Below are 24,370 nucleotides of genomic sequence, written 5' to 3' on the forward strand. Positions count from 1 at the left end.
CAGGGCTCGGGGTTCCATCAGCGGACGGGCGGACCGGCCGCCCGGGAGAAAGCACCACATGGGTCTCACCAGCAAAAAGCTGCTGATACTGGCCATCTTCCTCGCCCTGGCACTCTTCGTGCTCACGGTCTGGCTGTGGCCCCGGCTGTCGGGACGCAGATGGCGCCCGGTCCTCGGCCGGATCGGCATCCTGCTGCTCACACAGCTCTCGCTCTTCGCCGCCGTCGGACTCGCCGCCAACAACTCCTTCGGCTTCTACGCGTCCTGGGCCGACCTCTTCGGCCAGGAGCAGGAGCCCGGCGTCGTCACGAACTACAAGACGGGGCCGGAGGGCACCCGCCTGCAGAAGCTCGGCGCCGAACGCTTCAACGTCGACGGCAGCTCCCGGCCCGAGGTGGCGGGACGCATCGAGAAGGTGCTGCTCCACGGTGAGAAGTCCGGCATCCGCAGCCCCGCCTTCGTCTACCTGCCGCCGCAGTACTTCCAGCCCTCCCACGCCAAGAAGGACTTCCCGGCGGCGCTGGTCCTCACCGGCTACCCCGGCACCGCCCAGGCGCTCTACAAGAAGCTGCACTTCCCGCAGACCCAGCACGCGCTGCACGGCAAGGGCAGGATGCAGCCGATGGTCCTGGTGATGATGCGGCCGACCGTCGCGCCGCCCCGCGACACCGAGTGCGTGGACGTGCCGGGCGGCCCGCAGACCGAGACGTTCTTCACCGAGGACCTGCGCCGCGACATCGCCGCGCACTTCCGCGTCGGCAAGGACGCCAGGAGCTGGGGCGTCATCGGCGACTCCACCGGCGGCTACTGCGCACTGAAGATGACGATGCGCCACCCCGAGTCGTACTCCAGCGCCGTCGCCCTCTCCGGCAGCTACAAGGCGCCGCTGGACGCCACCACCGGCGACCTCTTCGGCGGCGATCCGCAGCTCGAGCGGGAGAACAACCTGCTGTGGCGCCAGCGCCATCTCCCCGCGCCGCCGGTGAACCTGCTGGTCACCAGCAGCAAGCAGGGCGAGGGCAACTTCAAGGAGACGCTGAAGTTCATCCAGCAGACGAAGTCGCCGTCCACGATCTCCTCGATCATCCTCGACAGCGGCGGCCACAACTTCAACACCTGGCGTCGCGAGATACCCGCCGCCATGGAGTGGCTGGGCGGCCATCTGAAGGTCTGACCCGCCGGCACACCGTACGGACACGGCGAAGGGGCGGGCGCCCGGTGAGCGCCCGCCCCTTCGCCATGCCGTGCTACCGGGCGAGTATCAGGCTCATCGCCTCGGCGCGGGTCGCCGGGTCCCGGAGCTGACCGCGGACCGCGGAGGTGGTGGTCTTCGCACCGGGCTTACGGACCCCGCGCATCGTCATGCACATGTGCTCGCACTCGATGACGACGATGACGCCGCGCGGCTCCAGGATGTTCATCAGGGAGTCGGCGATCTGTGTCGTCAGCCGCTCCTGGACCTGCGGGCGGCGGGCGAAGACGTCCACCAGCCGGGCGAGCTTCGACAGCCCGGTGATCTTCCCGTCGGCGGAAGGTATGTACCCGACGTGCGCCACCCCGACGAACGGCACCAGGTGGTGCTCGCAGTTCGACGTCACCTCGATGTCCTTGACCAGCACCATCTCGTCATGACCGATGTCGAAGGTGGTGGTCAGGACGTCCTCGGGCTTCTGCCGCAGCCCGGCGAAGATCTCCTTGTACGCGCGCGCCACCCGCGCCGGGGTCTCCAGCAGGCCCTCGCGGTCCGGGTCCTCACCGACCGCGATCAGCAGTTCCCGCACGGCGTTCTCGGCACGCTTCTCGTCGAACTCGCCGATCGTGGCGTCGCCGTCCAGCGTCACAGGGTCGGTCATGTGGTGCCTCGTTTTCCTTCTGGCGCCCGCTCCGGATGCGGAAATGCCGCGCCTCCCAGGCTAGAACCTGGGAGGCGCGGCAGACATTCCGGGGCGGTGTGATCCCCGTATCAGCTCTCGCGGGTGTCCTCCGGGGACCCCGCCTTCTCCGGCTTGTCCATCGAGACGGCGCCGTTGCCCGGGACCGTGCCGTTGGCCGGCGACAGCTCCCGCGGGGAGAGCACCGGCGGGCGGGACGACGGGGTGCGCCGCGAGGAGCCGGTCCACGCCGGGCGGGCCGGGCGCTTCACGATGTGCTTGAAGACCTCGGCGATCTCCTCCTTGCCCAGGGTCTCCTTCTCCAGGAGCTCCAGGACGAGGTTGTCGAGGACGTCGCGGTTCTCGACCAGGATCTCCCACGCCTCGTTGTGCGCGGTCTCGATGAGCTTCTTGACCTCTTCGTCGACCAGCGCGGCGACCTCTTCGGAGTAGTCGCGCTGGTGGCCCATCTCGCGGCCCAGGAACGGCTCGGAGTTGTCGGTGCCGAACTTGATGGCGCCGAGACGCTCGGTCATGCCGTACTGCGTGACCATCGCGCGGGCGGTGGCGGTGGCCTTCTCGATGTCGTTGGCCGCGCCGGTCGTCGGGTCGTGGAAGACCAGCTCCTCCGCCGCGCGCCCGCCCAGCATGTACGCCAGTTGGTCGAGCATCTCGTTGCGGGTGGTGGAGTACTTGTCCTCGTCGGGCAGGACCATGGTGTAGCCCAGGGCCCGGCCGCGGGACAGGATCGTGATCTTGTGGACCGGGTCGGAGTTCGGGGAAGCCGCCGCGACCAGGGCGTGTCCGCCCTCGTGGTACGCGGTGATCTTCTTCTCCTTGTCCGACATGATCCGGGTCCGCTTCTGCGGACCGGCCACGACGCGGTCGATCGCCTCGTCCAGGAAGTGGTTGTCGATCAGCTTCTTGTCGCTACGGGCCGTCAGCAGCGCGGCCTCGTTGAGGACGTTGGAGAGATCGGCACCGGTGAAGCCGGGGGTGCGCTTGGCGACGGCCGTGAGGTCGACGTCCGGCGCGACCGGCTTGCCCTTCTGGTGGACCTTCAGGATCTCCAGGCGGCCCTGCATGTCCGGGCGGTCGACGGCGATCTGCCGGTCGAAACGGCCGGGGCGCAGCAGCGCCGGGTCGAGGATGTCCGGGCGGTTGGTGGCGGCGATCAGGATGACGCCGCCCTTGACGTCGAAGCCGTCCATCTCGACGAGGAGCTGGTTGAGCGTCTGCTCGCGCTCGTCGTGCCCGCCGCCGAGGCCGGCGCCGCGGTGGCGGCCGACCGCGTCGATCTCGTCGACGAAGACGATCGCCGGGGCGTTCGCCTTGGCCTGCTCGAAGAGGTCACGGACCCGGGAGGCACCGACACCGACGAACATCTCGACGAAGTCGGAGCCGGAGATCGAGTAGAACGGCACGCCGGCCTCGCCCGCGACGGCGCGCGCCAGCAGCGTCTTGCCCGTTCCGGGCGGGCCGTACAGCAGGACACCCTTGGGGATCTTGGCGCCGACGGCCTGGAACTTCGCCGGCTCCTGGAGGAACTCCTTGATCTCGTGGAGCTCCTCGACCGCCTCGTCCGACCCGGCGACGTCCGCGAAGGTCGTCTTGGGCGTGTCCTTGGTGATCAGCTTCGCCTTGGACTTGCCGAAGTTCATCACCCGGGAGCCGCCGCCCTGCGCCTGGTTCATCAGGAACAGGAAGATGATCGGGATGAGGATGAAGGGCAGCAGCGTGATCAGCAGTCCGACGAACGGGTTCTGCTTCGACGGGGCGACCGTGTAGCCGTCCTTGATCTTGCCGGTCTGGTAGTTGGACTGCAGGATCTTCGCGACGTCGACGCCCTGGTCGCCGATGTAGCTCGCCTGCAGCTTGTTGGAACCCTCGATCTTGTTGTCACCCGACAACTCGATCTTGATCTTGTTCTCGTCGCCGGTCGTCAGCTCGGCGGATTTCACCTTGTTGTCAGTGATCGCCTTGACGACCTGACCGGTGTCCACCGTCTTGTAGCCGCCGGACTCCCCGACGACCTGCATCAACACGACCACGGCGAGGACGGCCAGCACGATCCACATGACCGGCCCACGGAAGTATCGCTTCACGTCCATCGATACGGAGCCGTCACAGCCCCGTCCCTCCTGCCACAGTGAGGCACAACAGCCCTGTGGAGGGCTGGTCGTGCGTACGGTGTATTACTGGCCCGAAAAATGAGTGCCTTCGGACGGTACCCCAGCATTGTCACCCGTCGGCGACGCCGACAGCGAACAATGCGTACGCGGATTCCGTTCTCTGCTTCAACGGCGGGCGGCCCCGGCGGGTTCCCACCGCCGCGCGGCCGCCACGCCGTGGCCTTTCCGGGCCCTCGCCGACCGTACGGACGGCGAGCGGATGCCGTTCTCAGCCGCCGTACACGTGCGGTGCGAGGGTGCCGACGAACGGGAGATTGCGGTATTTCTCGGCGAAGTCGAGGCCGTAGCCGACGACGAATTCGTTGGGAATGTCGAAGCCGATCCACTTGACGTCGATATCGACCTTGGCGGCGTCGGGCTTACGCAGCAGCGTGCAGACCTCCAGCGAGGCGGGCTCGCGCGAACCGAGGTTGGACAGCAGCCACGACAGCGTGAGGCCGGAGTCGATGATGTCCTCGACGATCAGGACGTCCCGGCCCTTGATGTCGGTGTCGAGGTCCTTGAGGATGCGCACCACGCCGGAGGACTGGGTGCCCGCGCCGTACGAGGACACGGCCATCCAGTCCATCGTGACGGGGGTGGACAGCGCCCGCGCCAGGTCCGCCATCACCATCACGGCACCCTTGAGGACGCCGACGATGAGCAGGTCCTTGCCCGCGTACTCCGCGTCGATCTTCGCGGCCAGCTCGGCCAGCTTCGCGTCGATCTCTTCTTTGCTGATGAGTACCGACTCAAGGTCGGAGCCCATGTCCTTGTCGTCCACCCGTGCCACTCTCGCTCGGTTCGGTGTCGTGTCCGTCGCCGGACTGATCAGGCGGGGCAGCGGTCCTGCGGCTCAGCCCTGCCGAATGACAAGTCTGCCACCCTGCCGTCGGACACCGACGCGCCCGGGGAGATTGAGGGCGCCCTGACCACGCCATGCCGTGATCAGCCGGTCCACTTCCTCGATGTGCCGGGCGAAGAGCGAACCGGCCGGTGCGCCCGCGTCGATCACGGCCCGGCGCAGCACCCGGCGGCGCACCGCGGGCGGCAGCGCGTACAGCCCGGCGATGTCGAGCGTGCCCTCCGCGCCGCGGACGGTGCGTTCGGCGTCGGCGGCCCAGGAGTCGAGGGCGTCGGCGTCGTCCCGGGAGAGCTGGGCCGTCCGGGCGAGGGCTTCGACGACGCCCTTGCCGAGCGCCTTCTCCAGGGCGGGCAGCCCTTCGTGGCGCAGCCGGGAGCGGGTGTAGGCGGGGTCGGTGTTGTGCGGGTCGTCCCAGACCGGGAGGGACTGGATGAGGCAGGCGGTGCGGGCGGTCTGGCGGTCGACGCCGAGGAACGGGCGGCGGTAGCGGCCCCGGTGGCCGGTGGTGGCGGCCATGCCGGAGAGGGAGCGGGTGCCGGAGCCGCGGGCGAGGCCGAGGAGGACCGTCTCGGCCTGGTCGTCGCGGGTGTGGCCGAGGAGGACGGCGGCGGCGCCGTGGCGTTCGGCGGCGGCGTCGAGGGCGGCGTAGCGGGCGTCGCGGGCGGCGGCCTCGGGGCCACCCTCCTTGCCGACGCGCACGGTGACCGCTTCGGCCGGGTCGAGGCGGAGGGCGCGCAGCCGCAGCACGACCTCGGCGGCGCGGAGGTCGGAGCCGGCCTGGAGGCCGTGGTCGACGGTGACGCCGCCCGCGCGGACACCGAGCTTGGGGGCTTCGAAGGCGAGGGCGGAGGCGAGCGCCATGGAGTCGGCGCCGCCGGAGCAGGCGACGAGGACGAGCGGCGGTCCGGCCTGCGCCTGGGCGCAGTGCCGGGTGAGCACGTCGTGGAGTACGCGGCGGACCGCCAGGCGTATCGCGGCGACCGCTGGATGGGGACCCATGTCCGTTTCCAATCGTTCAGCAGGGGAGCCTTGGTCCGTGGACGACACATTCGTCACACAGAGTGCCTAGATGGTGACAGAGGCGAGCAGTTCCCCGAGCATTGCACGCCTATCCCCTGCTAACGGTCCCTCAGAAGGGTGATTACGGGGGCGCACATCTGCCGACCGGCGTGCGCGCGGCGCGCGGTTGCCCTACGGTGCCCCGTCCCCCGCACCCTTCACCCGCGCGATCCAGTCCGCGGGCGCGGCGATCTCCTTCTTGGTGGGGAGGGTGTTGGGCGAGGTCCAGACGCGGTTGAAGCCGTCCATGCCGAGGTCGTCGACGACCGCGCGGACGAAGCGCTCGCCGTCGCGGTACTGGCGCAGCTTGGCGTCGAGGCCGAGGAGTTTGCGCAGCGCGAGGTCGAGGCGGCCGGCGCCGCTGGCCCGGCGCTGCTGGAACTTCTCCCGGATCTCGGCGACCGAGGGCACCACCTCGGGCCCGACGCCGTCCATGACGTAGTCGGCGTGGCCCTCCAGGAGGGACATCACGGCGGTGAGGCGGCCCAGGATCTCGCGCTGGGCCGGGGTCTGGACGAGGTCGACGAGGGAGCGGGCGTCGTCCTCGCCGGACTCGCCCTCGGGCCGGGCGCCGGTGAGCGCCTGTGCGGCCTCGCGGAGGCGTTCGACGAGGGTGCCCGGGTCGATGTCGGTCTCGGCGAGGAACGCCTGGACCTCGCCCTCGATGTGGTCGCGGAGCCAGGGCACGGCGGTGAACTGGGTGCGGTGGGTCTCCTCGTGCAGGCAGACCCAGAGGCGGAAGTCGTGCGGGTCGACCGCCAGCTCCCGTTCGACGTGGACGATGTTGGGCGCGACGAGCAGCAGCCGGCCGCCGCGGGCGCCGGCGGGCAGCTCCCGGGAGGGCGGGGCGAACGTCTCGTACTGGCCCAGGACGCGGGAGGCGAGGAACGACAGGAGCATGCCCAGCTCCACGCCGGTGACCTTGCCGCCGACGGCGCCGAGGACCGCGCCGCCGGGGCCGCCGGGGCGGCGCTCGGCCATCTTGTCCAGCAGGGGGCGGAGCACCGCGCGGAACCCGGCGACGTTCGCCCGGATCCAGCCGGGGCGGTCGACGACGAGGACGGGCGTGTCGTGCGGCGCGGCGGCGTCCGGGTCCTCGCCCGGCAGCGCCATGCGGGTGAAGGCGCGGACGTGTTCCTCGGACGACCGGGCGTGCGTGCGCAGCTCGGCCACGATCGCCCGGGCCTCGTCGCGGCTGACCTCGGGACCGGGCCGCACGAAGCGCGTCGCCGTCGCCGCCGCGAGGTTCCAGTCGACCATCTCGACACCACCGATGCTCGTCATGCGTTTCACGGTACGTGGGCACCCGGCCCGGGGGTAGCCGACCGGTCGTCCCCGGGGACGGCGGCTCAGCGGCAGCCGCAGTTGGCGACCGCCGAGGCGAGGGTGTCGAGGGCCTTCTGGGCGCCCTGGGCGTCGCCGGTGCCGTTGGTCATGAACGCGAAGACCAGCAGTCGCCCGTCGGCGTCGACGACGGTGCCGGCGAGGGTGTTCACGCCGGTGAGGGTGCCGGTCTTGGCGCGTACCGCCCCGGCGCCGGGGGTGTCGGCGTAGCGGCTGCCGAGGGTGCCGGTGAAGCCGGCGACGGGCAGTCCGGTGACGATCGGGCGCAGCTCCGGGCGGTCGGGCGCGGAGGCGTGCAGCAGGAGGCGGGCGAGGAGTTCGGCGCTGACCTTGTCGTCGCGGTCGAGTCCGCTGCCGTCGTCGAAGCGGGCGCCGGTGAGCGGCAGGTGCTGGGCGGCGAGGGCCTGGCGGACGGCGGTGCCGGCGCCGGAGAAGCTGGCGGGGCGGTGGGCGCCGAGAGCGGTCTGCCGGGCCAGCGCCTCGGCGATGTCGTTGTCGCTGTGGGTCAGCATCCGTTCGACGAGGGCGCCGAGCGGCTGGGAGCGGACGGTGGCCAGGCGTACGGCGCCCTTGGGCGCGCGGGCGGCGGACGGTGCGCCGTCGACGTCGATGCCGCGCTTCTCCAGGCGGGCGGCGAAGGCGCGGGCGGCGTCGGCGGCGGGGTCGGCGGCGCGGGGCGCCGGGCCGCTGGTGCTGTCGTCGAGGCGGCCCTCGTCGGCCATCAGGGGCGTGACGCGGGCGAGGTTCTCGTTGGGGCCGATGGGGTGGTCGGCGGGGCCGGCGTAGAGCGAGGTGTCGTAGCCGAGAGAAACCTTCTTGCGGCCGCGCTTCGCGAGGGCGCGGGCGGTGTCGTCGGCGAGGGCGCGCAGGCTGGCGGGCGCGTCGGGACCGCCGTCGCCCGCGCGGGCGGTGAGCGTCGGGTCCCCGCCGCCGACCAGCACGATCCGCTCGGCCGCGGGCTTGCCGCCCTTGGCGTTTTCGGACCCCTTGGCGTCCTTGGAGCCCTTGGGGCGCTCGCCGCCCTTGCCGTCGTCCGCCGCGTCCGGGGCGGTGACCACCGTCGTCTCGATGCGGTGGCCGTCGCCCAGGGTGGTGAGGGCGGCGACGGCGGTGGCGAGTTTGACGGTGGAGGCGGGCACCGCCGCCGCCGTGGGCTCGGCGCCGAACACCTGGCGTCCGGTGGCGACGTCGATGACCGACGCGGTCCGCAGCGACCCCAGCGCCTCGTCGTCGAGCAGCGGCGTCAAGGCGTCGGCGAGCCCGGCGCCGGTGGGCTGCGGGGCGGCGGCGCGTCCGGTGGCGGCGCCCGCCGGAATGCCGAGCGCCGGGAGGACCTGCGGGAGCGCGGGCCCGCCGCCCGTGCTCCCCGAGGCGCCGCCCCGGCCGGGCGTCCCGCCGTGATGTGCGCCACCCGTACCGGCGGCGGCCCCCGCGCGCGCCCGCTCGGCCGTACGCTGACCCGAGTCCCAGGGCCCGGCCACCGTCACCGCGGCCGTCGCGGTCGCCAGGCCGGCGGCGGTGGCCACCGCCGTCAGACGCCAGGTGCTCCGTGTACGCGGCGGTGCGGCGCGCCAGGTCCGGCGGACCTCGTGGCCGGCCCGCTGTGCCGTACGGGCCGCGGTGCGGGCGTACGCCCGGGCCGACCGTCGCGCCGTCTCCCATCCGACCTGCCACGATCCGGTCTCCGGCACCTTGGACCAGCCCCTTTCGCCAGCACCCACCTGCGTGGGGGACACTTAATCACCAGACCTATGTGTTGATCATGGAGGAGCCACCCGTGGAGTTCGACGTCACCATCGAGATCCCGAAGGGTTCGCGGAACAAGTACGAGGTGGACCACGAGACCGGTCGGATCCGTCTGGACCGTCGACTCTTCACCTCGACCAGCTACCCCGCGGACTACGGCTTCGTCGAGAACACCCTCGGCGAGGACGGCGACCCGCTGGACGCGCTGGTCATCCTGGACGAGCCGACCTTCCCCGGTTGCCTCATCAAGTGCCGCGCCATCGGCATGTTCCGGATGACCGACGAGGCCGGCGGCGACGACAAGCTGCTGTGCGTCCCGGCGTCCGACCCGCGCGTCGAGCACCTGCGGGACATCCACCACGTCTCGGAGTTCGACCGCCTGGAGATCCAGCACTTCTTCGAGGTCTACAAGGACCTGGAGCCGGGCAAGTCCGTCGAGGGCGCCGACTGGGTCGGCCGCGCCGAGGCCGAGGCCGAGATCGAGGCGTCGTACAAGCGCCTGGAGGCGCAGGGCGGCGCCCACTGACACCGGGCTCCCCGGGGGCCGTCGCAGGCCCCCGGACCCGGCGCACGGCGCACTGATTTTTCCTACGCGAACGGGCGGCACCCACTCGGGGTGCCGCCCGTCGGCGCGTGGTGCGGGTGTCGGCCGGTGGTCAGAAGCCGCGGGTGCGCTTGGCGGCGCGGCGGCCGGCGCCGGGCATCTCGGGCCCGGGGGCGCGCAGGAAGAGCCGGGCGATCTCGCTGCCGAGGTTCACGCCGACGGCGATGGCGAGCGCCAGCGAGGCCGCCTTGATCAGCGAGGCGATGCCGTCGAGGAGGTTGCCCTGCGCGAAGTTGAGCAGTCCGAAGTACGTGGCGCTACCGGGCAGCAGCGGGCCGATGGCCGCGGTGACGTACGGCAGCGCCGAGGCGTAGCGGTAGCGGGACAGCAACTGGCCGAAAAGACCGACGAGACCGGCCGAGATGGCGGTGGACGGCACCGCGTTGAGCCCGGCGACGTTGGCGAGCGCGCCGTAGACGACCCAGGCCACACCGCCGTTGATGGTCGCGAAGGCCACCGTGTGCCGCTCCTGCTGGAGCAGGACGCAGAAGGCCAGCGCCAGCAGCATGGACGCGCCGGTCTGCACCAGCGGTTCGTTGTAGACGTGCAGCGCCTGTTCGGGGTTGAGCCGCTTGAGCCCGGGGTCGAGCTGGAGCCCGATGTAGAGGATGCCGAGCACGCCGACGACGATGCCGACGATGAGGTAGATGACCTCCAGGAGGCGGGCGGCCGCGGTGATGTAGTAGCCGGTCAGACCGTCCTGGACGGCCGCGACCAGGGCCCGTCCGGGGATCAGCGCGAAGAGGCCACCGGTGATGACCGCGGACGCCTGGACGTTGGCGTGCGCCAGACCGAAGCCGACGCCGATCGCCGCGGGCGGCATCGCGGCCACCACGAACTGGTAGAACTCCGGCAGTCCGCGAGCGGACGCCAGCCACGCCAGCCGGTCACCGAGCATCGATCCGACCGCGGCGGCGACGAAGACCAGCAGGCCACCGCCGACCAGTATGGAGGCGCCGCCGGAGAGCAGCCCGGACGCGAGCGTCAGCGCCCAACTGGGGAACGGGTGGCGGTTACGGCGGATCTCGGCGAGCCCGCGGTACGCCTCCTCCAGCGTGATGCCCTCGGAGGTGATGTCGTCGACGAGCCGGAAGACCGCCGACAGCCGGGTGTAGTCGACGCCGCGGCGCCGCACGGTACGGCTGGCGGTGACCGGGTCGTCGACCAGCGACGGCTGGTAGGAGATGGACAGCAGCGTGAAGGTGACGGTCGGCTCGACGCGCTCAAGACCGTAGGCGTGCGCGACGCCGAACATCGCCGCCTCGACGTCCTCGGCGCCCTCACCGCCGGCGAGCAGGATCTCGCCGATACGCAGGGTGAGGTCGAGGACGCGGGGCACCGCGGGCCCGGTCTCGTCGTCGGGGCGCTCCGTCCGCTCGGGGGTGGGGCGCTCGTGGATCGGCATCCGCAGCATGGTCCGCATGCGGTCCTGCCACGGCGCCTCCTTGGTGAGGCTGAGCACCGGAATGCCGTGCGGCGGGGTGAAGGCGGGGAAGCCGCCGGTGGGCGCGCCGCCGGGCGGGGCGAAGGCTGAACCTTCCTGCTCGGCGGGGACCTCCGGCTTCAGCCCCTCGGGCAGCGCGAATTCGGAGGTGGTGCTCGACTCGTCCTCGGGCAGTGGGGGCGCGGGGACACCCAGCGGCGGGGTGAAGGCGCTCCGCACCTCGTCCGAGGTGGGCTTTCTGTCCTCGTCGGGTGGTTCGGCGGGGCCGTTGCCGCTGTTGCCGTTGCGCCCGCGGTGATAGCCGTTCTGGGCGTGCGGTGTGCCGTTGGTGGAGCGCTGGCCGCGCTGTGGTTCCGACGCCACGTTTCTTCGCTCCTCGTACGCCTCCTGCGACCGTCAAGGACACGATGCCTGATGACGCTTCCGGGCGCGCGGGGCGGGGGTTGACCGGTTCCGACAAAGGGGAGTCGGACAGGATGAACTGCACATTCCCGACGGCGCCGGGGGTCATGCCCCGAAGTGCGTGACCGAGGGGAGAGTACGGGAGTGCACCGGGATGGTGCGGAGGCGCACCCCGCACCAGGGGCACGCCCGCGCGCGCCACCGCGAACCGCCCGCCCCCGGGCGTGGGGACGGGCGGTCGGAGGGCGTACGGCGCGGCGGCGCGGGGGCTCAGCGCTTGGCGTGACGGCCGCGGCGGGCGTCGCCCGGGGCACCGCCGGCGACGGCCTGCCCGGCCCCCGCCACCTCGGCCTTCTTCGCCTTGCCGCGGGCCCGCAGGAACTCGATCGCGATCGGCACCACGGAGATCAGCACCACCAGGATCAGCATGGCCTCGATGTTCTTGTGCACGAACTCGATGTTGCCCAGCGCGGCACCGAGCAGGGTGACCCCGGCGCCCCACAGGGTGCCGCCGATGACGTTGAAGGTGAGGAACGAGCGGTAATTCATCCGGCTCACGCCCGCGATGATCGGTGTGAACGTCCGCACGATCGGCACGAAGCGGGCCAGGACCAGCGACTTCGGCCCGTACTTCTCGAAGAACTCGTGGGCCTTCTCGATGTTCTCCTGCTTGAAGAGCTTGGAGTCGGGCCGCTTGAAGAGCGACGGGCCGACCTTGCGGCCGAAGAGATAGCCCGCCTGGTCACCGAGGACGGCGGCCAGCACCACCAGCGCGCACACCAGCCACAGCGGCTTGTCCATCTTGCCGGTGGTCACCAGCAGACCGGTGGTGAACAGCAGCGAGTCGCCCGGCAGGAAGAAGCCGATCAGCAGGCCGGACTCCGCGAAGACGATGACCAGGACGCCGATCAGGCCGAAGGTGCCGATCAGGAAATCCGGGTCCAGCCACTGGGGGCCGAGCGCGAGAGTGTTCACGGGGTGAGGGCTCCTGTGTCGAGGGCGCCGGATCTGCGGTGCGACGGGGGAAGCGGCGGGGATCGGGCGCGGTGTGCGGCCCCAAGCTATCAACGCGGTCCGTACGGGTCCGGTTCCCGCCGCCCGCCGGACCCGGGGGCGGCGGGCGCTCCGGCGGCGGCCCCGCACCCGCCCCACCACGGAAATCCCGCCCCGGCCCGCCCGCCCGGTACGAGGCCGTATCCGCCCCGGGGCGGAGCACTCCCCGGACAGCGCTCGTGCCGGCGGAGGATGCCCGGCCACGGGAACCGGGCGATGCTTGCGTCACAGCACCGCAGAGCGAAGGAAGTGCGTGACGTATGGGCATCGAGGAGTACGGCGGCGGACAGCAGGCCCAGTCCGACGTCCTGGTGGTGACGACGAACGACGTCCCCGGCTACACCGTCCAGCAGGTCATCGGTGAGGTCTTCGGGCTGACGGTCCGCTCGCGCCATCTGGGCAGCCAGATCGGTGCCGGGCTGAAGTCGATGATCGGCGGCGAGCTGAAGGGCCTGACCAAGACCCTGGTCGAGACCCGTAACCAGGCCATGGAGCGGCTGATCGAGCAGGCCCGCTCCCGCGGCGCCAACGCGGTCCTGATGTTCCGCTTCGACGTCACCGAGGCCGCCGACGTCGGCACCGAGGTCTGCGCCTACGGCACCGCCGTGGTCCTCGCGCCGAAGAGCTGACGGGAGGCGTTCCCGGGGCGGGACCGAAGCGCTCGCCCCGGACGCGCGGGGAGGGACCCACGCCCCTGCCGCGCGCCCCGCGCCCGGACGCCCCGGGCCGGGCCGCCCGCCCCGGACGCCACCCCGCGTCCGGGGCGTCCGCATGGTGAAAAGGCGTAGGGAACGCCGGGTTCCGGGTGAGAGCCTGCGGCCATGTTCGGGATAACTGATCTCTCCACCTATCTGGCGGGCCTCGCGCTGATCATCCTGCTGCCGGGGCCGAACTCGCTCTACGTCGTCTCGGTCGCGGCCCGGCTCGGGCCCCGTACCGCGTACCGCGCGGCGGCCGGGGTGGTCTGCGGGGACACGGTGCTGATGGCCCTGTCGGCGGGCGGCGTGGCGTCGCTCCTCAAGGCCAGTGCGGTGCTGTTCGCGATCGTCAAGTTCGCGGGCGCGGGCTATCTGACCTGGCTGGCCGTCGGCATGCTGCGCGGCGCGGTGAAGCTGTGGCGGGGCCGGACGGCGCGCACGTCCGGCGAGGCGCCCGCCGGGGTCCAGGAGCCGGCCGCCGCGACGGCGCTGTCCGGGGCGGCGACCGCGGCGGCGAAGGAGCCGGCGGAGCGTCCGTACCGCCGGGCCCTGGTGGTGAGCCTGCTCAACCCGAAGGCGATCTTGTTCTTCATCTCCTTCTTCGTGCAGTTCGTCGACCCGTCCTACCCGCACCCGGTGGTGTCGTTCCTGGCCCTGGGCGCCTGGGCGCAGCTCTTCAGCCTGACCTACCTGTCGGTCCTGATCTTCAGCGGGACGTATCTGGCCGCGACGTTCCGGCGCCGCCGGAAGCTGACCGCGGGTCTGTCGGCGGGCGCCGGCGCCGCCTTCCTCGGCTTCGCCGCCAAACTCTCCCTGGCCGGAACGGGCTGATCCCGGCCCCCGCGGAACGCGCCCGGGGCCCGGCGTCCGGGCGCGCCACGGACCGGCCGGCACCGGCCCCGGACCCGGCCGGTCCGCCCCGAACCCGGCCCGGCCCACCCCGGGCCCGCGTCCCGCCACCGGCGGCCACACCCCCGGCCCCTCCCCGCGCGCCGCTCCCCGTCCGCCGCCCTAGGGTCGGCCGAGGAGGTGCGGCCATGACCCTGCACAAAGGCGCGTCCGCGCGGCCCGGTCACCCGGTCAACCCGTTCTACGGCGAGGCCGACCCGATCGGCGGCATGGACGAATCGCCGCCCCGGCACACGCTCCCGGACGGCCCGCTCGCCCCGCACACCGCCTACCAGTACGTGCACGACGAGCTGATGCTCGACGGCAACGCCCGGCTCAACCTCGCCACCTTCGTCACCACGTGGATGGAACCGCAGGCCACCACGCTGATGGCCGAGTGCCGGGACAAGAACATGATCGACAAGGACGAGTACCCGCGCACCGCCGAACTGGAGCGACGCTGCGTGGCGATGCTCGCCGACCTGTGGCACGCGCCCGATCCGTCCGCCGCCGTCGGCTGCTCGACCACCGGCTCCAGCGAGGCGTGCATGCTCGCCGGTATGGCCTTCAAACGGCGCTGGTCGCTGGCGAAGGACCGCGAGGGCGCCCGCCCCAACCTCGTCATGGGCGCCAACGTCCAGGTCTGCTGGGAGAAGTTCTGCACCTACTGGGAGGTCGAGGCACGCCAGGTCCCCCTGGAGGGCGACCGCTTCCACCTCGACCCGCAGGCCGCCGCCGGCCTCTGCGACGAGAACACCATCGGCGTCGTCGCCGTCCTCGGCTCCACCTTCGACGGCTCCTACGAACCGGTCGCCGACCTCTGCGCGGCGCTCGACGCCCTCCAGGAACGCACCGGCCTCGACATCCCCGTCCACGTCGACGGCGCCTCCGGCGGGATGGTCGCGCCCTTCCTCGACCCCGACCTGATCTGGGACTTCCGGCTCCCCCGGGTCGCCTCGATCAACACCTCGGGCCATAAGTACGGCCTGGTCTACCCCGGTGTCGGCTGGGCCCTGTGGCGCGATGCGGCGGCGCTCCCGGAAGAGCTGATCTTCCGCGTCAACTACCTCGGCGGCGACCTGCCGACCTTCGCGCTGAACTTCTCCCGGCCCGGCGCCCAGGTCGTCGCGCAGTACTACACGTTCCTGCGGCTGGGCCGGGAGGGCTACCGCGCCGTCCAGCAGGCCACCCGGGACGTGGCGACGTCACTGGCGTCCCGGATCGGCGCGCTCGGCGACTTCACCCTGCTCACCCGCGGCGACCAGATCCCGGTCTTCGCCCTCACCACCGCCCCCGGGACCACCGCCTTCGACGTGTTCGACGTCTCCCGGCGGCTGAAGGAGCGCGGCTGGCTGGTCCCCGCGTACACCTTCCCGCCGAACCGCGAGGACCTCGCCGTCCTCCGGATCGTCTGCCGCAACGGCTTCTCCCAGGACCTCGCCGACCTCTTCCTCGCCGACCTGGAACAGCTCCTGCCGGAACTCCGCGCCCAGCCCTGCCCTTTGCGCCGTCCCGCCCGCAAAGCCACCGCGTTCCACCACTGACCGCGGAGCCCGGGCCGGCGGCCCGGAGCCGGGCGGTACGCCGGATGCCCGGCCGCGTACCGCCGTCAGAACGGGAAGCGGGACCGCCCGTGCTGGATGGAGATCCACTTGGTGGTGGTGAACGCCTCCACCATCGCGTCGCCGTTGAGGCGTCCCAGACCGGAGCGCTTCTCACCGCCGAACGGCACGATCGGCTCGTCGTGCACGGTGCCGTCGTTGATGTGGATCATGCCGGTCTCGATGCGCTTGGCGAACCGCACGCCCCGCTCGATGTCGCCGGTGTGCACCGCGCCGCTCAGTCCGTACGGCGTCGCGTTGGTGAGCCGCACCGCCTCGTCGTCCCCGTCGAACGGCACCAGCACCACCACCGGACCGAAGATCTCCTGACGGAGCAGCCACGAGTCCTCCGCCACCCCGCCGAGAACGCTGGGCCCGACGAGGGTGCCCTCGCTCTTGCCGTGCAGCAGCGCGGTGGCGCCCTCGCCGACCGCCCGGTCGACCAGCGCGGTGATCGCCTCGGCCTGGCCCGCGTTGATCAACGGCCCGATGTGGGTGGCCGGATCGGCCGGGTCACCGACCTTGAGGGAGGCGACCTTCGCCACGAACTTCTCGGTGAACTCCCGCTCCAGCGAACGGTCGACCAGTACACGGTTGGCCGCCATACAGACCTGTCCCTGGTGGATGAAGCGGCTGAAGACCGCCGCGTCGACGGCGTAGTCGACATCCGCGTCGTCGAGGACGACCAGCGCGCTGTTGCCACCCAGCTCCAGCACGGTCTGCTTGAACTGCGCGGCGGCGACCGTCGCGACGTGCCGCCCGACCTTCTCGGAGCCGGTGAACGAGATGACCTTGGGGACCGGGTGCTCCAGCAGCGCGTCACCGATCTCCGCGATATCGGTGACCACGACGTTCAGCACCCCGGCCGGCAGCCCGGCCTCCTCGAAGATCCGGGCGACCAGCCCGCCACCGCATATCGGGGTGTTCTGATGCGGCTTGAGGACCACCGCGTTGCCCAGCGCCAGCGCCGGGGCCACCGACTTGACCGAGAGCAGCAGCGGGAAGTTGAACGGACTGATCACCCCGACGACGCCGACCGGCATCCGGTAGAGGCGGTTCTCCTTGCCGTCGACCGGCGAGGGCAGGATCCGGCCCTCGGCCCGCAGCGCAAGCTGTACCGCCTCGCGCAGGAACTCGCGGACCAGGTGCAGTTCGAAGCCGACCTTGGCGCGGGTGCCGCCGACCTCCGCCGCGATGGCCGCGGCCAGCTCCGCCTCCCGCTCGTCGATGATCCGCAGCGCCCGCTCGAAGACCAGCCGCCGGGTGTACGGATTGGTCTCGGCCCATCCCCGCTGCGCGCGCTCCGCCGCGCGGTACGCCGCGTCGACCTCCGCCGCCGTGGCGACCGTGATGGAGGCCAGTTTCTCCCCGCTGTAGGGATTGAAATCGACGATGTCCCACGAGCCGCTGCCGGAGCGCCACTCGCCGTCGATGAACTGGTACGCCAAGTCGTCGAAGTAGGACATGCCATCCCGATCTGGAGAACTGGGCACGCTGGAAACCCAGTTGTGGGGTATTTCCTCCTGATGAACAGTCATCCTACCCACGCGTCACATCAATTGGAGTAGACCACGCAAAAGGTCTCTGCTCTCCGCCGGGCCCGGCCCCTCGGTCTGCAACCGCTCCATCACCCGTGCGTACTGGGCGACTTCCTCGGCCTTGTCCACATAGAGCGCGCTGGTGAGCTGTTCCAGATAAACGATGTCCGGCAGCCCGTCCTCCTGAAATCCCAGCATCGTGAACGCCCCGCTCTCCCCGGAATGCCCGCCCATCTGGAAAGGCAGCACCTGAAGGCGCACATTCGGCCGCTCCGACACCTCTATGAGATGTCTCAACTGCTCGCGCATCACCTGTCTCCCGCCGTACGGGCGGCGCAGCGCGGCCTCGTCGAGTACGCAGTGGAACTCCGTCGGGCGCTCGGCGACCAAGAGTTTCTGCCGTTCCAGGCGGAGCGCGACACGGCGTTCGACCTCCTCCGGAGGGGCGTCCGGCATCCCGCGCCGCACCACCGCGTCGGCGTACTCCTCCGTCTGCAACAGGCCGTGGATGAACTGCACTTCATAGGTGCGCAGCAGGGAAGTGGCGCCCTCCAGCCCGATATATGTCTGGAACCAGCCGGGGAGCACATCGGAGTAACTGTGCCACCAGCCCGCGACGTTGGCCTCGCGCGCCAGGGACTGCAGCGCCGCGCGCTCCTGCTCGTCGTTCACCCCGTACAGCGCCAACAGGTCTTCCACATCACGGGATTTGAAGCTGACCCGGCCCAGCTCCATACGGCTGATCTTGGACTCGGATGCGCGGATCGAGTAGCCCGCCGCCTCACGGGTGATGCCGCGCGACTCCCGCAGGCGGCGCAGTTGCGATCCCAGCAGGATCCTCCGCACCACCGACCCGTTCGACTCACTTGCCGACACCGTTCCGCCCCTCCCATGGCCCCGACCCGCCCGACAGTGCCCGGCAGTCTGCCACGTTCCCGCCTCGTTGAGTGCTCGGCCGGTTACTGATATGTGAGGTCCGCCCACGCCCTCCACAAGATGCCCCCGAGAAGAATTGCCCGCGAACCGTCAGGCACCCCCGCAATCACGGCACCTGCACGTGCATCTGCCCTTGCATCTGACGTACGCATTCGGAACCATGGGCGTCGCACGCATGCACGCTCGTGAAAGATCCGCCAGACCCCGCTGACCGGCCGGGTCATGACGTCCGCGAACGCCAGGAGTGCCTCGCATGGGGACCAAGGTTTTGACCAGGCTCGATCCGTTAGAGCAGAGCGTCTTTCCCGTCGACCCCTGGACCGTCTCCGGCTCCGCCTCCTGCTCCTTGCCGCCGCACTACGAATCGGTGGGCAGCGCGCGGAAGTTCACCCGCGACACACTCCGTGACTGGGGTCTTGAGGACCTCTTCGACGGTGTCGGACTGGTCGTCTCCGAGCTGGTCACCAACGCCCTGCGCCATGCGGTCCTCGCCGCTCCGGAGCTGACCGACGACGTCCCGCCGGCCCGGCTGCACCTGATGCACTGGTCCTCACGGCTGGTGTGCGCGGTCCGCGACCCCAGCGACGATTCACCGGTCGCCGGCGAGGCGGACTTCGGCGCGGAGGGCGGCCGCGGGCTGTACCTCGTCGAGTCCTTCAGCGACAGCTGGGGCTGGCAGCCGCTCACCGGCGCCCCGCACGGCAAGATCGTCTGGGCCCTCTTCCGCATCCCGTAACCCCGACCGGCACCACGCCCCGGGGACGCCACCACGGCGCCCCCGGCAGACCCATGGCCGCACACGGGGGCGGACGTACGGCCATGACGGGCGGACGGCCGTACGCGAGGGGGCGGTGCGGACGTCGGCGGCACCCGCACCTCCGGGGCACGCCGACGACGGCCCCGCCCTCCGGGAAACGGGTCTCCACGGGCGGCCCCGGAGCGGCACTCCTCGCCGTCATCTCACCCGTAAAGCGTCACTGACCTGCGAAAATGCCCCCTCGTCGGGGCAGTTCCGCGCCCGGCCGCGGCGCGTTCCGGGCGCTCTCCCGCGCCTCGGCCGCGGGGCGGCGGTCAGTCGCGGACCAGGTGGTCGAACTCCCCGTCCTTCACGCCGAGCAGCATCGCCTCGACCTCGGCGGGCGTGTAGATCAGCGCGGGCCCCTCGGGGAAACGCGAGTTCCGTACCGCTATCTCCCCGCCGGGAAGCTTCGCGAACTCCACACAGGAACCCTGCGAGTTGCTGTGACGGCTCTTCTGCCAGGAGGCGCCGGGGAGGTCGGTCGCGGCCATCCCGTTGTATGCGTGCGGCACTGTGCTCCCCCGTCATGACCGGTGTTCAACTACGGGGCAGCATAGCCAGGTTCATATGCAGATGCATGTACAGATGCACGTGCACGACGGGCGGTACCGACGCCGTTACCGCACGTCAAACACGGAAAGGCCACCCGAGCCCCGCCACCCCCGCACACCTCACCCGCCTCACCGGTCGCCACAGGGACGTACGCCGGCCCCAACGGGTTCCCGCCCACCTCGCGGCACACCGACCGGCGCGCCCCGCACCCCCCACCGGCCCCACCCGACGCCGGGCTAACATCGCTACATGATTACCATTTTCAATAAGCTTCCGGAGGCCGCCACCGCCGCCCGCTACGCCGTCCGCCGTGCGGCACACCGGGCCGTCACGCTCTCCGCGTACCCCCCGCGCGGGGAGCGGCGCCCCGACGACGACCGCGCGACCCCTTGATGAACACCTCACGGCGCCCCTCCCCCGGACGCCCCCCTCCACCTGACACCGGGACCGTTCCGGTCATACTGGGCAGAACGTCCGCCGGCACCCCGACGAAAGCGAGCGCACCGTGCTCCGGAACGCCATCGAACCCTGGCACCTGGTCCTGATCATCGTGGCCGCCGTCCTGCTCTTCGGCTCGAAGAAGCTGCCCGACATGGCCCGCGGCCTCGGCCGCTCGATGCGCATCCTCAAGTCGGAGGCCAAGGCGCTCAAGGACGACCGCGCCCCCGCGGCCACCGAACACCCCGCCACCGCGTCCGCCACCACCGCCCCCCGCACGGAGGCGACCCCCGCCGGGCACTGACCCGCCCCGGGCGGCGCCACGCCCCTCGCCGTACCGCCGGCCCCGGTCCGGCGCTCAGTGGTCGCCGCCCTCGTCGATCAGCCGCCGCACCTCACGGTCGACCAGCCCCAGCCGCGCCTCCGCGATCAGCGGCACGGCACGGCGCTGCCGCCGCGCCTCGGACGGATCGACATCGACGGTGACGAGCGCGGGCTCCCACTTGGGCTCCTGCGCCACCACCGCTCCCCGGGGATCGACCACCCGCGAGCCGCCCCAGAAGGTCGCGCCGTGCTCGCTGCCGACCCGGTTGACGAAGACCACCCAGCACTGGAGCATCCGCGCCGTGTACGAGAGCAGGGTGTCCCAGTAGAGCCCGGTGTCCATCGCCTCCGGATCCAGGCTCGCCGCGCTGTTCGTCGGCACGAACAGCACTTCCGCGCCGTCCTGCACCGCCAGCCACGGCAGCACCGGCTGCCACGCGTCGTTGCACACCAGCGTCGCCGCTCGCCCGCCACCGGCCCCCTTCCCGAGGTCGTACGCCCGCATCGACTGTCCGGGGCTGACGTGTTTGCGCTCCTCCCAGGCCAGATAGTTCGGCAGATAGAGCTTGCGGTGCGCGTGCACCAGCTCCCCCGCCGCGTAGTACGCCGAGGTGTTGTACGCCCGCAGGCTGGTGTGCTCGTGGAGTCCGATCAGCACGTCCGGGCCGCGCGTGCTCAGCTCCAGCACCCGCGGATCGCGCACCTCCACGGAGGTGTCCCGCTCCAGCTCGCCCAAGTGGTAGCCGTGCAGGCTCAGTTCGGGGAAGACGATCAGATCCGAGCCCTGCGCCGCGGCCTGCTCGATCTGCTCCGTCGCGACGGTGAGGTTCGCCTCGACGTCCCCGAGAAGGCAGTCCGTCTGCGCCAGCGCGATACGCATGCCACACTCCCCCTTTCGTCGCTTTTGCGGCTTTTCTTCAGCTATTTTCGCAGAGGATGCCCCGACCGGCGCCGGAGCGCGTCCCCGCCCCGGCGCACACGGCGGGCGCCGGCGCCCCCGACCGCGGCGTTCGAGCCGCTTCAAACCCCCGGTGACGCCGGTCCCACCAATGAGGGAAAGAACGATCCTTCCCGTACCGGCACGGGCCCCTGACGCGTTGATCCGCACAGCCGTCATCCGCGCCCGGTGGCTTCCAGCCGCAGCGCCACCGGGCACGTAAGGGACGACGGCGCTGCGGTCGATTCGTCCGGCGATGCCGACGGCCGTCTCGACCGGGCGGCCCAGGCCGAGCGGCCCGCCGGATCCGCTCGGCCGGCCGCCGAGCACACCCCCTCGGCCGGCCCTCCCGCCCCACCACGCCCCGCAGAACGCCCCCGCCCCCGTACGCCCGGGTGGCCGGGCCCGCGCCATGGAGGTCACGGGCCCGGCCACCCGGGAACGTACGCGGCGGCCGGGCCGCCGGCCGTCAGCTGTTGCCCGCGCCGTTCGCGGACAGTGCGGAGATGTCGTCCAGCAGGTGCGACAGCGGCTCGTCACCCTTGGCCTGGGTCGAGTTCTCGGCGCACTGCTGGTTCTGCGGGTTGGACAGGACGTTGATGTCCTGGGCCGTGATCGGCACCAGCAGGCCGATCAGCGAGCCGACGTTCGCCTTGACCGGTACACCGAGGCACAGGTTGTTCAGCGAGCTCTGGACCAGCCCGAGCTGGGTGCTGAGCTTGCCGTGCGTCGTCGAGTTGCCGTACGCGGTCTCGGCGCCGTTGCCGTTGACGGTGGTCGTGCCGTGGTCGTTGCCGGTCGCCATCGCCTGCGGGACCGCCGCGGCCGAGAACCCGAGCATCGACACCGCGACGGCGGCGCCCGCCATGATCTTCTTCATCGTGCAAACCCTTCGGTACAAGGACTTCCGGTACAGAAGCCCTGTTTCAACAACCCGCCACACCGCGCCTGGTTCCGGTCCGTCACCCGAACAGATGGCGATCCCTCGGATGCCCGGCCGTCACCCTTCGCTCACACGCGCCCCCGCGCCACACCACCCGAAACGCCCCCTGGGCCGCAGCGCCCGCCCCGGCCCGCCCGGACCGCCGAGCTGCCCAAGACCTGACGGATCCGGAAAGCGGCACCGGGCCCGCGCCGCCGGTACTCCGGCGACGCGGGCCCGGTGCCGCTTCCGGCGGCATACCCACGCGTCCGCAACCCCATCAATCCCGCGAACGCATGGGTATGCGCCCCTCCACACGCCATGACCAACGAATGACCCGGACCGGTAACGGTCACGTACGGATAACGATGCCGAGAATTCAGTACCGCATTTCCCGACACGTTTCCGACAGTCCGAAATTCTCCGCCCACATTTCCCGCGCAAGCATTCCGTAACCCCTGCGCGCACACCTTCCGATATCCGTACGCATCACCACACCGGAAACCTTCCGGAAGGAAGAGGGAGATGGGCAAAGGAAAACCCGGACCGTCCGGAAGAAGGAGGGCCGGGCGGCCCGGGTCAGATCGCGCCGGTCAGCGGTTGCCGGCGCCGTTGGCCGAGAGGATCGGGATGTCGTCCAGAATGTGCGACAGCGCCTCGTCGCCCTTCGTCTGGGTGGAGTTCTCGGTGCACTGCTGGTTCTGCGGCGAGGACAGCACGTTGATGTCCTGAACGGTGATCGGTACGAGGCCGATCAGCGAGCCGAGGTTCAGCTTGGCGGGCAGACCGATGCAAGGCTTGTTGAGCGAGCCCTGGATGAGACCGATCTGCGGGCTCATGTAACCGTACGTGGCGGAGTTGCCGTACGACTGCAGGGCGCCGTTGCCGTTGACGGTGCTCGTACCGTGGTCGTTGCCGGTCGCCATCGCCTGCGGGGCGGCAGCGGCGGAGATTCCGACGATGGACGCAGCCGCGGCTGCGGTCGCCAGAGCCTTCTTGATCATTGGTTGTCCTTCGTTTTCCGAGTTGCCCGGGGCCGGGCAACGTGCCCAACTTCGACCGGCCGGCCGAGTTGCGTTGATTCACTCAAATGAGCCGGCGTCCCCGATCCGCACTGCGGGATCGGAATCGCCGGGGAAGTACCCGCAGGAACACGGGGCATCCGGCGTCGCGAACCGGGAATTCTCCGGTGCTGAGCCTTCCCGCACCCACCCGCCGCGCCCCGCGTACGGAATTACTTCCCGAGCGGCAGACCACCGAGCAGCTTTCCGTCCCGGGTCGCCCCCGTGGCGCCACCCAGGATCTTCTTCGACCCGGACTTCGCCTTGTTCGCCGCACCCGCGACGGTGTCGACCAGCGGCTGGAACTGGTGACCGTCGAGCTGTTCGCTGTGGAGCGCGTCGTTGAGGCCGCCGTTGAGGCTCATGCTCGGCATCGGCGGCTGCCCTTCCGCGAAAGCGGGAACAGCCGTGCCGAGAGCCATGACGGAACCGGCCAGAACGGCGGCGGACTTCGCGTACTTCACTGTGAACTGTCCCTTCCCGGGCGGTGTTCGACGGGGCGCGACATCCCGGCCGCGTGAGCATTCACTTCACTGCTCGGATCACCGCATTCCCTCTGCCCAACGATTCCCCGCACGCGGAGAAACCCCCGAACATGCGTCTCTCCCGGAACGTGCGCCGAAAAACACGCAACGTTCCGTGAACGCGGCGAATTCGGGGCGGTTAACCGGTCGGCCCCGGCACACGAAATGTGCACCGGGGCCGACCGGGACAACGCAATCCGAAAAGCTTCGGATCAGCCGTTGACGCAGGTGTTGCCGAAGGCCGGGTTGAGCAGGCCGATGATGTCGATGGTGTTGCCGCACAGGTTGATCGGCACGTGGACCGGGACCTGGATGGTGTTGCCGGAGATGACGCCGGGCGAGTTGGCGGAAACACCGTTGGCACCCGCGTCGGCGAACGCCGGGGAGGCGGCACCGACGGCCATCAGCGTGCCGGCGGCAACAGCGGCGATCTTGGTGTACTTCACTTTGAGCCCTTTCCTGCAGCGGTTCGATAGCGCGCACGTCCTTCGTGCCGCACGGGCGCAAACCGCTCGCCCGTCACTCCGCTGCCGATATTGGTAACGATGTCCCCTCGCCGACGAAACTCCCGCGGAGAAGTTTTCGGAAAAATC

At 70.9% G+C, this 24,370-nt stretch carries 24 protein-coding genes; 8 read left to right on the top strand and 16 right to left on the bottom strand.

The features are described 5' to 3' along the window. The first annotated feature begins 58 nt into the window (after positions 1–58). On the top strand, positions 59–1,174 hold the full coding sequence (locus tag ACGH2B_RS11075; RefSeq protein WP_399087528.1) for an alpha/beta hydrolase: 1,116 nt from the start codon (positions 59–61) through the stop codon (positions 1,172–1,174). A 73-nt stretch (positions 1,175–1,247) separates the two neighbouring features. On the opposite strand, the gene folE is transcribed toward ACGH2B_RS11075, so the two are convergent. The 6 genes from folE to dacB all read right to left on the bottom strand — a co-directional run bounded on the left by folE (position 1,248) and on the right by dacB (position 9,001). Next, positions 1,248–1,853, bottom strand: coding sequence for a GTP cyclohydrolase I FolE (gene folE, locus ACGH2B_RS11080; protein WP_399087530.1), 606 nt, complete (start codon positions 1,851–1,853; stop codon positions 1,248–1,250). A 110-nt stretch (positions 1,854–1,963) separates the two neighbouring features. Further along, a complete protein-coding gene (ftsH, locus tag ACGH2B_RS11085; protein ID WP_399087532.1) occupies positions 1,964–3,982 on the bottom strand; it encodes an ATP-dependent zinc metalloprotease FtsH in 2,019 nt (672 codons plus the stop codon). Positions 3,983–4,271: 289 nt separating this feature from the next. Continuing rightward, positions 4,272–4,811, bottom strand: a complete 540-nt coding sequence (hpt, locus tag ACGH2B_RS11090; RefSeq protein ID WP_143941039.1) for a hypoxanthine phosphoribosyltransferase — start codon at positions 4,809–4,811, stop codon at positions 4,272–4,274. An 87-nt stretch (positions 4,812–4,898) separates the two neighbouring features. Beyond that, positions 4,899–5,906: a tRNA lysidine(34) synthetase TilS gene (tilS, locus tag ACGH2B_RS11095; protein WP_399087534.1), complete on the bottom strand. Its 1,008-nt coding sequence runs from the start codon at positions 5,904–5,906 to the stop codon at positions 4,899–4,901. 192 nt (positions 5,907–6,098) lie between these two features. Beyond that, entirely contained in the window at positions 6,099–7,250 is a 1,152-nt protein-coding gene (locus ACGH2B_RS11100; protein ID WP_399087536.1) for a zinc-dependent metalloprotease, read from the bottom strand. 65 nt (positions 7,251–7,315) lie between these two features. Then, positions 7,316–9,001: a D-alanyl-D-alanine carboxypeptidase/D-alanyl-D-alanine-endopeptidase gene (gene dacB / locus ACGH2B_RS11105; RefSeq protein WP_399087538.1), complete on the bottom strand. Its 1,686-nt coding sequence runs from the start codon at positions 8,999–9,001 to the stop codon at positions 7,316–7,318. A gap of 86 nt (positions 9,002–9,087) precedes the next feature. Here dacB and ACGH2B_RS11110 point away from each other — a divergent pair, with 86 nt between their 5' ends. Further along, entirely contained in the window at positions 9,088–9,582 is a 495-nt protein-coding gene (locus tag ACGH2B_RS11110; RefSeq protein ID WP_003968257.1) for an inorganic diphosphatase, read from the top strand. A gap of 130 nt (positions 9,583–9,712) precedes the next feature. On the opposite strand, the gene ACGH2B_RS11115 is transcribed toward ACGH2B_RS11110, so the two are convergent. Continuing rightward, a complete protein-coding gene (locus ACGH2B_RS11115) occupies positions 9,713–11,467 on the bottom strand; it encodes a threonine/serine exporter ThrE family protein (RefSeq protein ID WP_399087540.1) in 1,755 nt (584 codons plus the stop codon). A gap of 309 nt (positions 11,468–11,776) precedes the next feature. Beyond that, positions 11,777–12,481 (bottom strand): DedA family protein, encoded by a 705-nt coding sequence (locus ACGH2B_RS11120; protein WP_399087541.1) that lies wholly within the window; start codon positions 12,479–12,481, stop codon positions 11,777–11,779. A gap of 338 nt (positions 12,482–12,819) precedes the next feature. Between ACGH2B_RS11120 and ACGH2B_RS11125 the strand changes: the two genes are divergently transcribed. The 3 genes from ACGH2B_RS11125 to ACGH2B_RS11135 all read left to right on the top strand — a co-directional run bounded on the left by ACGH2B_RS11125 (position 12,820) and on the right by ACGH2B_RS11135 (position 15,689). Beyond that, positions 12,820–13,188: a YbjQ family protein gene (locus ACGH2B_RS11125; RefSeq protein ID WP_399087542.1), complete on the top strand. Its 369-nt coding sequence runs from the start codon at positions 12,820–12,822 to the stop codon at positions 13,186–13,188. Positions 13,189–13,380: 192 nt separating this feature from the next. Then, positions 13,381–14,088 (top strand): leucine efflux protein LeuE, encoded by a 708-nt coding sequence (leuE, locus tag ACGH2B_RS11130; RefSeq protein WP_399087543.1) that lies wholly within the window; start codon positions 13,381–13,383, stop codon positions 14,086–14,088. Between the two features lie 206 nt (positions 14,089–14,294). After that, positions 14,295–15,689, top strand: a complete 1,395-nt coding sequence (locus ACGH2B_RS11135) for a glutamate decarboxylase (RefSeq protein WP_399087545.1) — start codon at positions 14,295–14,297, stop codon at positions 15,687–15,689. A gap of 65 nt (positions 15,690–15,754) precedes the next feature. On the opposite strand, the gene ACGH2B_RS11140 is transcribed toward ACGH2B_RS11135, so the two are convergent. Together ACGH2B_RS11140 and ACGH2B_RS11145 are read right to left on the bottom strand one after the other, a co-directional pair. After that, positions 15,755–17,212, bottom strand: a complete 1,458-nt coding sequence (locus ACGH2B_RS11140) for an aldehyde dehydrogenase family protein (RefSeq protein ID WP_399087547.1) — start codon at positions 17,210–17,212, stop codon at positions 15,755–15,757. An 84-nt stretch (positions 17,213–17,296) separates the two neighbouring features. Next, a complete protein-coding gene (locus tag ACGH2B_RS11145; RefSeq protein ID WP_399087549.1) occupies positions 17,297–18,160 on the bottom strand; it encodes a helix-turn-helix domain-containing protein in 864 nt (287 codons plus the stop codon). A gap of 313 nt (positions 18,161–18,473) precedes the next feature. Here ACGH2B_RS11145 and ACGH2B_RS11150 point away from each other — a divergent pair, with 313 nt between their 5' ends. Beyond that, the gene (locus ACGH2B_RS11150) at positions 18,474–18,956 is read left to right on the top strand and encodes an ATP-binding protein (protein ID WP_399087551.1); all 483 of its coding nucleotides are present in this window, start codon (positions 18,474–18,476) and stop codon (positions 18,954–18,956) included. A gap of 335 nt (positions 18,957–19,291) precedes the next feature. Here the strand turns inward: ACGH2B_RS11150 and ACGH2B_RS11155 are convergent, their stop codons facing one another. After that, a complete protein-coding gene (locus ACGH2B_RS11155; RefSeq protein ID WP_399087553.1) occupies positions 19,292–19,531 on the bottom strand; it encodes a DUF397 domain-containing protein in 240 nt (79 codons plus the stop codon). A 289-nt stretch (positions 19,532–19,820) separates the two neighbouring features. Between ACGH2B_RS11155 and ACGH2B_RS11160 the strand changes: the two genes are divergently transcribed. Together ACGH2B_RS11160 and tatA are read left to right on the top strand one after the other, a co-directional pair. After that, the gene (locus ACGH2B_RS11160; RefSeq protein ID WP_399087555.1) at positions 19,821–19,964 is read left to right on the top strand and encodes a hypothetical protein; all 144 of its coding nucleotides are present in this window, start codon (positions 19,821–19,823) and stop codon (positions 19,962–19,964) included. A gap of 112 nt (positions 19,965–20,076) precedes the next feature. Then, on the top strand, positions 20,077–20,313 hold the full coding sequence (gene tatA, locus ACGH2B_RS11165) for a Sec-independent protein translocase subunit TatA (RefSeq protein WP_399087557.1): 237 nt from the start codon (positions 20,077–20,079) through the stop codon (positions 20,311–20,313). A gap of 54 nt (positions 20,314–20,367) precedes the next feature. On the opposite strand, the gene ACGH2B_RS11170 is transcribed toward tatA, so the two are convergent. The 5 genes from ACGH2B_RS11170 to ACGH2B_RS11190 form a co-directional block, all read right to left on the bottom strand. Further along, the gene (locus ACGH2B_RS11170; protein ID WP_399087559.1) at positions 20,368–21,213 is read right to left on the bottom strand and encodes a nitrilase-related carbon-nitrogen hydrolase; all 846 of its coding nucleotides are present in this window, start codon (positions 21,211–21,213) and stop codon (positions 20,368–20,370) included. A gap of 526 nt (positions 21,214–21,739) precedes the next feature. Further along, positions 21,740–22,150 (bottom strand): rodlin, encoded by a 411-nt coding sequence (locus ACGH2B_RS11175; RefSeq protein WP_399087561.1) that lies wholly within the window; start codon positions 22,148–22,150, stop codon positions 21,740–21,742. 635 nt (positions 22,151–22,785) lie between these two features. Beyond that, positions 22,786–23,196 (bottom strand): rodlin, encoded by a 411-nt coding sequence (locus tag ACGH2B_RS11180; RefSeq protein WP_399087563.1) that lies wholly within the window; start codon positions 23,194–23,196, stop codon positions 22,786–22,788. A gap of 230 nt (positions 23,197–23,426) precedes the next feature. Beyond that, positions 23,427–23,717, bottom strand: coding sequence for a hypothetical protein (locus ACGH2B_RS11185; protein ID WP_399087565.1), 291 nt, complete (start codon positions 23,715–23,717; stop codon positions 23,427–23,429). Positions 23,718–23,989: 272 nt separating this feature from the next. Further along, positions 23,990–24,223, bottom strand: a complete 234-nt coding sequence (locus ACGH2B_RS11190) for a chaplin (protein ID WP_399087567.1) — start codon at positions 24,221–24,223, stop codon at positions 23,990–23,992. Positions 24,224–24,370 lie beyond the last annotated feature (147 nt).

Source organism: Streptomyces sp. BBFR2 (assembly GCF_044497305.1).
Lineage (GTDB): Bacteria > Actinomycetota > Actinomycetes > Streptomycetales > Streptomycetaceae > Streptomyces.

Excerpts from the sequence above, each read along its gene's own strand:
- tilS (WP_399087534.1), bottom strand. The coding sequence starts at position 5,906 with ATGGGTCCCCATCCAGCGGTCGCCGCGATACGCCTGGCGGTCCGCCGC.
- leuE (WP_399087543.1), top strand. The coding sequence starts at position 13,381 with ATGTTCGGGATAACTGATCTCTCCACCTATCTGGCGGGCCTCGCGCTG.
- ACGH2B_RS11100 (WP_399087536.1), bottom strand. The coding sequence starts at position 7,250 with ATGACGAGCATCGGTGGTGTCGAGATGGTCGACTGGAACCTCGCGGCG.
- ACGH2B_RS11135 (WP_399087545.1), top strand. The coding sequence starts at position 14,295 with ATGACCCTGCACAAAGGCGCGTCCGCGCGGCCCGGTCACCCGGTCAAC.
- ACGH2B_RS11170 (WP_399087559.1), bottom strand. The coding sequence starts at position 21,213 with ATGCGTATCGCGCTGGCGCAGACGGACTGCCTTCTCGGGGACGTCGAG.
- ACGH2B_RS11175 (WP_399087561.1), bottom strand. The coding sequence starts at position 22,150 with ATGAAGAAGATCATGGCGGGCGCCGCCGTCGCGGTGTCGATGCTCGGG.
- ACGH2B_RS11180 (WP_399087563.1), bottom strand. The coding sequence starts at position 23,196 with ATGATCAAGAAGGCTCTGGCGACCGCAGCCGCGGCTGCGTCCATCGTC.
- ACGH2B_RS11125 (WP_399087542.1), top strand. The coding sequence starts at position 12,820 with ATGGGCATCGAGGAGTACGGCGGCGGACAGCAGGCCCAGTCCGACGTC.
- hpt (WP_143941039.1), bottom strand. The coding sequence starts at position 4,811 with ATGGGCTCCGACCTTGAGTCGGTACTCATCAGCAAAGAAGAGATCGAC.
- ACGH2B_RS11150 (WP_399087551.1), top strand. The coding sequence starts at position 18,474 with ATGGGGACCAAGGTTTTGACCAGGCTCGATCCGTTAGAGCAGAGCGTC.
- ftsH (WP_399087532.1), bottom strand. The coding sequence starts at position 3,982 with ATGGACGTGAAGCGATACTTCCGTGGGCCGGTCATGTGGATCGTGCTG.
- ACGH2B_RS11075 (WP_399087528.1), top strand. The coding sequence starts at position 59 with ATGGGTCTCACCAGCAAAAAGCTGCTGATACTGGCCATCTTCCTCGCC.
- ACGH2B_RS11160 (WP_399087555.1), top strand. The coding sequence starts at position 19,821 with ATGATTACCATTTTCAATAAGCTTCCGGAGGCCGCCACCGCCGCCCGC.
- ACGH2B_RS11140 (WP_399087547.1), bottom strand. The coding sequence starts at position 17,212 with ATGTCCTACTTCGACGACTTGGCGTACCAGTTCATCGACGGCGAGTGG.
- folE (WP_399087530.1), bottom strand. The coding sequence starts at position 1,853 with ATGACCGACCCTGTGACGCTGGACGGCGACGCCACGATCGGCGAGTTC.